Below are 7,792 nucleotides of genomic sequence, written 5' to 3'. Positions count from 1 at the left end.
CCCCCGGAACGCTGGTGCCGATCGCCGGGACTCCCGAGGCTCTGCCCGTGGCAGCCCGGCAATCGACTTCGGCGTCGTACCCGATCGCGCCCGGCCGGGTGAGATCGTCCGGCGGGTGCGGGACGGACGGCTTGTGGCCGACCATCGGCAATGTCCCAAGCCTCGATGACGCCGCCGGGGTCAACCCGACCGGGCGGACCACCGGGAAGACGATCACCAGCGGAAGGTGGTCCGCACCGACCCGCCGGTGCAGCGCACGGAATGAGCTCGCCACGGCAGTGGTCTGCCGGCAGGAGAACGCGCTGCGGGCCGAGTTCCCGTGCGGCTCCGCGTCCTCCGTCGCATGCGCTCCCAGCGGGCGCGGCCTGCGCTGCGGCAGATACGCTTGTTGAGACGATCGAGGTCGTAGGACGGTCAGGGAGCGGCTGATGGACGCCTCGGACGGACTCCTGCAGAGGGCTACGCCGTCGGCTCTGCTGACCCTGGACGGCGTCATCCGCTCTCTCAACGCCGCGATGGCCACATCGCTGGGCAGGCCCCTGGACCAGTGCGTCGGCCGCAGCTTCAGTGACCTGCTCTCCGAGGACCAGCGCATCTCCGCCGAGAGCCTTGTGGCGCACGGGGCCACAGCGAAGAGGCTCGCCATGCGTGTGCTCGAATTCCCGGGGATGGGCGGGGCGTCCGTGGTCTGCCTTGTCGAAGCGCGGCCGGTGACGGATCCCGCAGACGGCGAGCGGCTGGTGTGGCTGCATTCGCTGGACGCGACGCAGGATCTCGGCGCACTGCTGATCCCCTTCGGGCTCGCGGCCAGGGCCGCCGGCCTCGGCCTCTGCCTGTGCTCACCCGACGAGCACCAGGTGGAGTGGCTGGGCGGCGCGCCCGCCCTGTCCACGCTCTTCCCGCAGGCGTCGATGCCCCTGTCCACGGTGGTTCGGCGGACACATCCCGACGACCGGAAGAACGTGCGGCGGCTTGTGCGCTCGTCCGCCGCCCAGTCCCCGTGGATCAGGTCGCGGTTCCTCACCGAGCACGACGGCTGGCGCGTCCTGGCCGGGCAGGCCCGCCGGATCAGGCTGGGGTACGGCGGTCCCGAGCGGGTCTTCGGGGTGATCCGCGACGACACCCGGCGGGAGGAGCGCCGGAAGGACATGCTGGCCGCGGTGAGCGCTGAGCGGCAGCGCGCCGAGGAGATCGCCGCGTTCTCCTCCGCACTCTTCACCGCCGCCACCGAGCAGGAACTGCAGCAGGTGGTCCTGACCCGGCTCGCCGCGGCCTTCGGGGGTTTCGGCGCCCTCTTCGCGCTCGTCGACGACGGGCGCCTGCGGGTCTCCTCGGATGCCGGGATCCCGACGTGGCAGGCCGACGCCCTGCTCGGTACGTCGCCGGACGAGGAGGGGCCGTTGCCCTGGGTGATCCGTACCGGGCAGCCGCAGTTCATCGCCGACCAGGAGGAACTCGCCCGCCGTCGGCCGCATGACGGCGCTGTGCCCCGGCCGCCGCCCGGCCCCGCCGTCGCCCTGTCGATCACTCCCCTCAGCCCGGTGGGCGACCGGCCACTGGGGGCCTGGGCGGTGACTCACGACGGTGAGCACCCTCCGTCCCCGGAGAAGCGCGCCTTCATGACCACTCTGGCCGATCTCGCGGGCCAGGCGCTGAGGCGCATCAGGTTGCAGCAAGCCCACGTCGACCTGTCCACGGCGGTCCAGCAGAGCATGCTCCCCGCGTTGCCCGACCACCTCCCCGGTCTGGAGGTCGCCGCCCGCTACCAGCCCAGCCGGGACGGGCTGGACATCGGCGGGGACTGGTACGACGCGTTCTTCCTGCCCGACGGTGCCGTCGCCCTGGAGATCGGCGACGCACAGGGCCACGATGTGGACGCCGCGGTCCTCATGGGCCAGGTGCGCTCGTCCATGCGAGCGATCGCCATCCACGAACCTGGGCCGGGTACGGTGCTGAAACGCGCCAACGAGGTGCTCCTCACCTTGGACGCGGCCCGCTTCGCCAGCTGCACCATGCTGCACATCGATCCGCACGACGGCCAGGTCATCGGCACCAGCGCAGGCCATGTGCCGCTGCTCCAGGCACGCGACGACGGCAGCCACTCCATCCGCACACTTCCCGGCGGCCCGGTCCTTGGAGTCGTGCCCGACATCGACTACCCCGAGGAGACCTTCACCCTGGAGGAGGGCACCGCCCTGGTCATGGTCACCGACGGCGTGGTCGAAGGGCCGAACCTGACGCTGGAAGCCGGGCTGGAGCGAGTGGGAACGCTGGCCGGCCAGGCCCTCCGGGAGCGGCTGGGCATCGAGGCGACCGCAGACCGGATCCTCGACGCCCTGGTCGCGGTGGACCACCTCGACGACGTGGCCGTGCTGGTCATCCGACGCGTATGAGACTCGACGCGTCTCCCCGGCGGGGAAACCGCACCCCGGCCCTCGTGCAAGGGCGCGGAGTCGGCTCGGCGAGCGACAGCCGCGGCAGGGCCGCGGTGCAGGTACGACACGGCCACCAGCACAGCGCCCGGTCCGCCCGGCGAGCCGCGCGAGGTCTGCCCAGGAGTTGGCCCACTCGGCCGATCGCCAAGTGGACCACGTGTCCGGACCACCGGCTGCATAGGCTCGGCACTCATGCGGCTGAGACCGCGAGCGTCCTCTGTGGGGATCCCGAGGTCGACACTGCCGCCTGTACGAGGTTTCCGGGCCGGACCTCCCGGTCGGCCGGACCGAGTGAGAGGACAAGGATCCACGGTGAAGGCATGCGGAGTGATCAAGGCCGGGCAGGAGGAAGCCGCGCTGCTGGAGTTGCCCGAACCGGCATCTCCCGGGCCCGGGCAGATCCTGGTGGCGGTCGAGGCCGCCGGGGTCGGCCCGTGGGACGAACTGCTGAACGGCACCGGCTGGGACGTGGGACTGCGCCCGCCGGCGGCGCTGGGAGTGGAGGGCGCGGGCAAGGTGCTGGCAGTCGGCGAGGGCGTCACCGTGTTCGCCGTGGGCGACCGGGTGCTCGCACATGAGGCGCCGCTGCCCGGCGGGAGCGGCTTCTGGGCCGAACGCGTACTGCTCACCGCGGATCACGCGGCAGCCTGCCCACCCGGACTGGACGCCGTGCAGGCGGCGGCGCTGCCCGTCAACGGACTCACCGCGGTGCAGGCCCTGGAGAAGCTGGGCCTCAGCCGGGGAGAGCGGCTCCTGATCACCAACGGGGGAGGGGCCACCGGAGCCCTGGCCGTCCAGCTCGCCGCGGCCGCCGGCATCGAGGTGACCGCGACCGCGTCCGCCGCCGCCGCGGAGCGCCTGCGCGGTCTGGGGGCGACCGAGGTCGTCGACTACCACGACCCCGACTGGCCGGCCAGGGTGCGCTGCGGGCTCGACGCCGCTCTCGTCATCGCCGACGGCACGGCGGTCAACGCCCTGCCCCTGGTGCGGGACGGTGGCCGGCTGTGTTCCCTGACTTCGGACGCGCCGCCGGAGGTACGAGGCATCACGAGTGGGAACCTCTACGTCGAGCCCAACGCCGCGCAGCTCGGCCGGCTGGCGGAGCAGGTCGGCGCCGGAACCCTGCAACTTGCGCCGGAACCCCTGCCGTTGAGCGAGGGCCCGGCCGCGTTCGCCCGGGCAACCACCGGGCGGGCCGGCGGCAGGAAGCTCGTGCTCACCAGCGCATGACCCGGCCGGGCACTGCGGTGGAGGTCAACCCTGACGGTCCGCCTTGCCTACCGGACGCCCCACGACGCAGCCGGGCGCAGGTGTGAGTGGCGCTCGGCGGTCGGGCGCGCCGGCGCCTCCCGGGTGGCGCCGGCGTCAGTGGATCGATGCGGTGCCCCATGGGAGCAGCAGCTGGTTCGCCGCCGGTTGTGCCAGGAGCAGCGCCGCTGTACCGGCGGTCCCGGGAGCCCGCCCGCCGCCCGGGGTGTGTGTCAGACGGCGCTTCGGACGTAGGCCATGTACGTGGTCCAGTCCCAGTAGGGCCCCGGATCGGTGTGGTCCGTCCCCGGTACCTCGCTGTGCCCGATGATGTGGGTGCGGTCCTTGGGGATGCCGTACCGGGTGCAGAGCGCGGCGGTGAGCTGCGCGGACTGGCGGTACATCACATCGGTGAACCAGCTGGGGTCGTCGACCCACCCCTCGTGCTCGATGCCGATGCTGCGGGTGTTGTAGCTCCAGTTCCCCGCGTGCCAGGCGATGTCCTTCTCCCGGACGAACTGGGCGACGTAGCCGTCCGCCGAGGCGAGCATGTAGTGCGGGGACACCTGACGGGCGGGATCCTCGAAGATGTGCCGCGCGTCCTGGAAGTACTCCTGGGTGACATGGATGACGACCCGGTCGATGGCGTAGCTGGTGGGCCGGCTGGAGACGGTGTAGTTCGACGGACTGGCGGGGATCCAGTGGGTGGTCGGGTAGCTCGCGGCGCGGGCGGGGCCGGCGGTGAGCGGTCCGAGCGCGGCGGCGGTGGCGGCGACGGCCGCTCCTTTGAGGAGGCTGCGCCGTGACGGGCTCGTGCTGTCCATGGAGGCTCCATAACGCGGTGAGGGCGGTGTCCCATTTGTACCGTGCGAGGCGGGCCGGGACGGGGCAAGGCGGGCGGTGCGGCCGGGGCGGGCCGCTCGACGGTGGTCGGCGGCCCGCCTGTTGTGGGGCTGTCACCAGCCCGCCGTCACGGCGTGTTGTTGGCCAGGGCCAGGAGCCGGTCGCGGCTGCCGTTGAACTTGTCTCGGTCCACGTTGCCGGAGACGCCCGACACCGAGCCGGTGCTGCTGTACTGCCAGACCGTCCAAGCGGAGAAGCCGGTCGGGACGGTGGGACTGGCGGCGGTGGTCCAGTGGGCCACCCAGAGCGGACTGCGGGAGGCCATGCCGGTCCAGCCGCCGGTGCAGGTGCTCCACCAGCTGGGGCTGGTGTAGATGACGATGTCGCGGGTGGTGCGGGACTTGTACGTGTTGTAGAAGTCCAGGATCCAGCTGCGCATCGAGGACTGGGAGAGGCCGTAGCAGTCGCCCTCGATGTCCAGCACCCCGGGCAGGGTGAGGTTGTCCTTGGACCAGGCGCCGCCGTTGGAGGCGAAGTAGTTCGCCTGGGTGGCTCCGCCGGAGACGTCGGGGCGGGCGAAGTGGTAGGCGCCCCGGATCACACCGGCGTTGTAGGCGTTGAGGTAGTTGGTGTTGAACGCCGGGTCCTTGTAGCTGGTGCCCTCGGTGGCTTTGATCCAGGCGAACTGGATGCCGGCGTTGCGCACCGAGGTCCAGTTGATCGTCCCCTGGTAGTGCGAGACGTCGACGCCCTGGACGCCGTCGGTGCCGGCCATGGGGCTGACCGAGGCGGACGTCGACGCCGTCTGCGTCCTGTGCATGGTGACGCCCAGATAGCCGTCCCCCAGCGGGATCCGGCCGGTCGGGGAGGGTGCGGCATGGGCGGTGCCGCCGGCCAGCAGGCCGAGGGTGACGGTGAGTGCGCCGAGGGCGGCCGTGGCACGGCCGCGAGAGGTTAAGCGGGATCTGGAGATGGACACGGATGTCTCCAAGGGAGTCGGCGGTGCAGACGGGTCAGGTAGACATGATGATTTGTACACGTCAAAGCTACGCGCGTAAAGTGGTTCCGCGGAGGTTCCTCGCCAGAGGCTGTACCGACCTGGCGGACTGCTGCTCGGAGGAGCCGGATGCGGCTGCGGAGACGGCCGAGGACGGGGTTGCCACCCGGCTTGGGGGAGCCCGGCGGCGACGGCGAGTACGTCATCGTCCAGGGGCCCGCTCCCCGACTCCTGGCCGGCGCCGGTCCACCTGACAACGGAAACGGCTCTCCGTGTCGCACTCCGCGGGCGCCTGAATCCCCCTCACCGGCGAGGCGCCTCCGCCATGCGGATATGAGCTCCACTCACATCATTCTGTGACATCGCGGGGGCTGTGCCGTGACGGCCGTGGCGCTACCTTCGCCCCAGGGGAGAGGGGGCGGGGCGATGCCGTGGATCGTTCCGGGATATCAGCACACCCGGGAGCTGGGCTCCGGTGCCAGCGGGCGGGTGGTGCTCGCCGTGCACGAGGCGACGGGGACACCCGTCGCCGTGAAGTACCTCGCCGAAGAGCTGCGCACCGATCCGGACTTCCTCACGGAGTTCCGGGCGGAGGCCCGGCTCCTTGGGGAGCTCGCGTCTCCGTACGTGGTGCGGCTCTACGAGTACGTGGAGGGCCCCGACGGCGCGGCGATCGTCATGGAACTGGTCGACGGCATCGCCCTGCGGGCGCTGCTGCGCCAGGCCGGGGCCACCGGCCCGGAGGCCGCGCTGGTGGTGCTCAAGGGCTCCCTCCTGGGCCTGGCGGCCGCACACGGGCGCGGCGTGGTGCACCGCGACTACAAGCCGGAGAACGTGCTCGTCGCGGCCGACGGGTCGTCCAAGCTGGTGGACTTCGGCATCGCGGTGCCGACCGGCGAGGACGGTGGGATCGCCGGTACGCCCCCGTACATGGCCCCGGAGCAGTGGAGCGGCCTCCCGGCCTCCCCGGCGGGGGACGTGTACGCGGCGACGGCGACCTTCTTCGAGTGCCTCACCGGCTCCCGGCCTTACAACGGGGCGACCTTCGCCGAACTGGTCGTCCAGCACACCACCGCGCCGATCCCGGACGAGCTGGCCCCGGAGGCGGTTCGCCCACTGATCCGGCGCGGGCTGGCCAAGGAGGCCGCCCAGCGGCCGGAGAGCGCGGCGGCCTTCGTCGCCGAGCTGGAGGCCGTGGCGGGCGCCGCGTACGGGCCGGACTGGGAGGAGCGAGGGCAGCGCAAACTCGCCGCGCTGGCCGCCCTGCTGCCGCTGCTCTTCCCCTCGGCGGGCGGGATCCCGGGCTCGACGACGGCGCTGGCCACCACCGTCCTCGGCTCCCGCCTGCCCCGCCCGTGGATGCGGCACGTCCTCAGGCCCGGGGTGCTGTGGGCCGTGGTGGCGGCCCTGGTCGCGCTGGGTGTCCTGTCCGCTGTCGCGTCCGGCGCGGTGGGCGGTGGCGACCACCACAGCCACGCGTCCGGCGGGCAGACTCCCGCGGCGGTGACCTCGGTGACGCCCGGGCCGAACGGCGGCACCGACCCGAGCGCCGGTCCGTCTCCCTCGGCGAGCGCGAGCGTGAGGGCGGGCACGTCTGCGAGCGCCAGTCCCAGCGCCGGCGCCAGCGCGTCTGCGAGCGCCGACGCGACGACGAGCGGGAGCCCGTCGTCCGGTTCGCCGGCGAGCACGAGCACGCCGCCCACTGCTCCGGCCACGTCTTCGTCCGCTCCCGGGACCACGTCACCACCCTCGGCGTCCGCCACACCCACACCGACGCCCACTCCCACGCCGACTCCGACCCCGTCACCGACCCCGACGACACACGTGGTGAGCCTGCGGATGGGTGAGTTCTCCGTGACACAGACCGCCAACGGTTACACGGGAACGGTGACACTCGTGATCACCACCGACGGGACCGGTGAGGTGACCGTCAATGCCGACTGGTTCGCCAACACCGACAAGGCACCCGGGGGACAGACCGAACGGCAGTCGGTGGCCAGGCAGGGCAGCACCCAGTACACCGTGACCCTCTCCCACACCTTCAGCCCCAACCTCTGCGGCCGCTACCTCGGTGTCCAGGCCGGCACCGCGCCGGCCGCGCCAGAGAGTCCCTTTAGCTCCTCGTACGAAGGGTGCCCCATCGGATGACCGCGCCGAACGATCCCCGCGTGCCACCGCCGTCCGACGACGGCACCGTGCACCTGCGACGCAGTCCGCAGCCCCAGGACGGACCCCAGGACGCACCCCCGCCTGCAACCCCCTATGAGCC

At 72.2% G+C, this 7,792-nt stretch carries 5 protein-coding genes and 1 pseudogene; 3 read left to right on the top strand and 3 right to left on the bottom strand.

The features are described 5' to 3' along the window. Window positions 1–217: pseudogene (locus tag AOK09_RS41265) on the bottom strand (hypothetical protein); the annotation flags it as partial. A 211-nt stretch (window positions 218–428) separates the two neighbouring features. On the opposite strand from AOK09_RS41265, the gene AOK09_RS07780 reads away from it, so the two are divergent. Further along, on the top strand, window positions 429–2,393 hold the full coding sequence (locus AOK09_RS07780) for a SpoIIE family protein phosphatase (RefSeq protein ID WP_055586381.1): 1,965 nt from the start codon (window positions 429–431) through the stop codon (window positions 2,391–2,393). Between the two features lie 354 nt (window positions 2,394–2,747). Next, a complete protein-coding gene (locus AOK09_RS07775; RefSeq protein WP_063795878.1) occupies window positions 2,748–3,665 on the top strand; it encodes an NADP-dependent oxidoreductase in 918 nt (305 codons plus the stop codon). A 251-nt stretch (window positions 3,666–3,916) separates the two neighbouring features. Here AOK09_RS07775 and AOK09_RS07770 read toward each other — a convergent pair whose 3' ends face one another. Both AOK09_RS07770 and AOK09_RS07765 read right to left on the bottom strand, forming a co-directional pair. Beyond that, window positions 3,917–4,507: an N-acetylmuramoyl-L-alanine amidase gene (locus AOK09_RS07770; RefSeq protein ID WP_055586379.1), complete on the bottom strand. Its 591-nt coding sequence runs from the start codon at window positions 4,505–4,507 to the stop codon at window positions 3,917–3,919. A gap of 146 nt (window positions 4,508–4,653) precedes the next feature. After that, on the bottom strand, window positions 4,654–5,505 hold the full coding sequence (locus AOK09_RS07765) for a GH25 family lysozyme (RefSeq protein WP_175609272.1): 852 nt from the start codon (window positions 5,503–5,505) through the stop codon (window positions 4,654–4,656). A gap of 444 nt (window positions 5,506–5,949) precedes the next feature. Between AOK09_RS07765 and AOK09_RS07760 the strand changes: the two genes are divergently transcribed. Next, a complete protein-coding gene (locus AOK09_RS07760; protein WP_055586377.1) occupies window positions 5,950–7,671 on the top strand; it encodes a serine/threonine-protein kinase in 1,722 nt (573 codons plus the stop codon). Window positions 7,672–7,792 lie beyond the last annotated feature (121 nt).

This window comes from Peterkaempfera griseoplana (assembly GCF_001418575.1).
In the GTDB taxonomy this organism is placed as follows: Bacteria; Actinomycetota; Actinomycetes; order Streptomycetales; family Streptomycetaceae; genus Peterkaempfera; species Peterkaempfera griseoplana.
Note: the sequence above shows the minus strand (reverse complement) of the source record. Positions and strands in the feature narration are given on the sequence as shown.

Excerpts from the sequence above, each read along its gene's own strand:
- AOK09_RS07760 (WP_055586377.1), top strand. The coding sequence starts at position 5,950 with ATGCCGTGGATCGTTCCGGGATATCAGCACACCCGGGAGCTGGGCTCC.
- AOK09_RS07770 (WP_055586379.1), bottom strand. The coding sequence starts at position 4,507 with ATGGACAGCACGAGCCCGTCACGGCGCAGCCTCCTCAAAGGAGCGGCC.
- AOK09_RS07780 (WP_055586381.1), top strand. The coding sequence starts at position 429 with ATGGACGCCTCGGACGGACTCCTGCAGAGGGCTACGCCGTCGGCTCTG.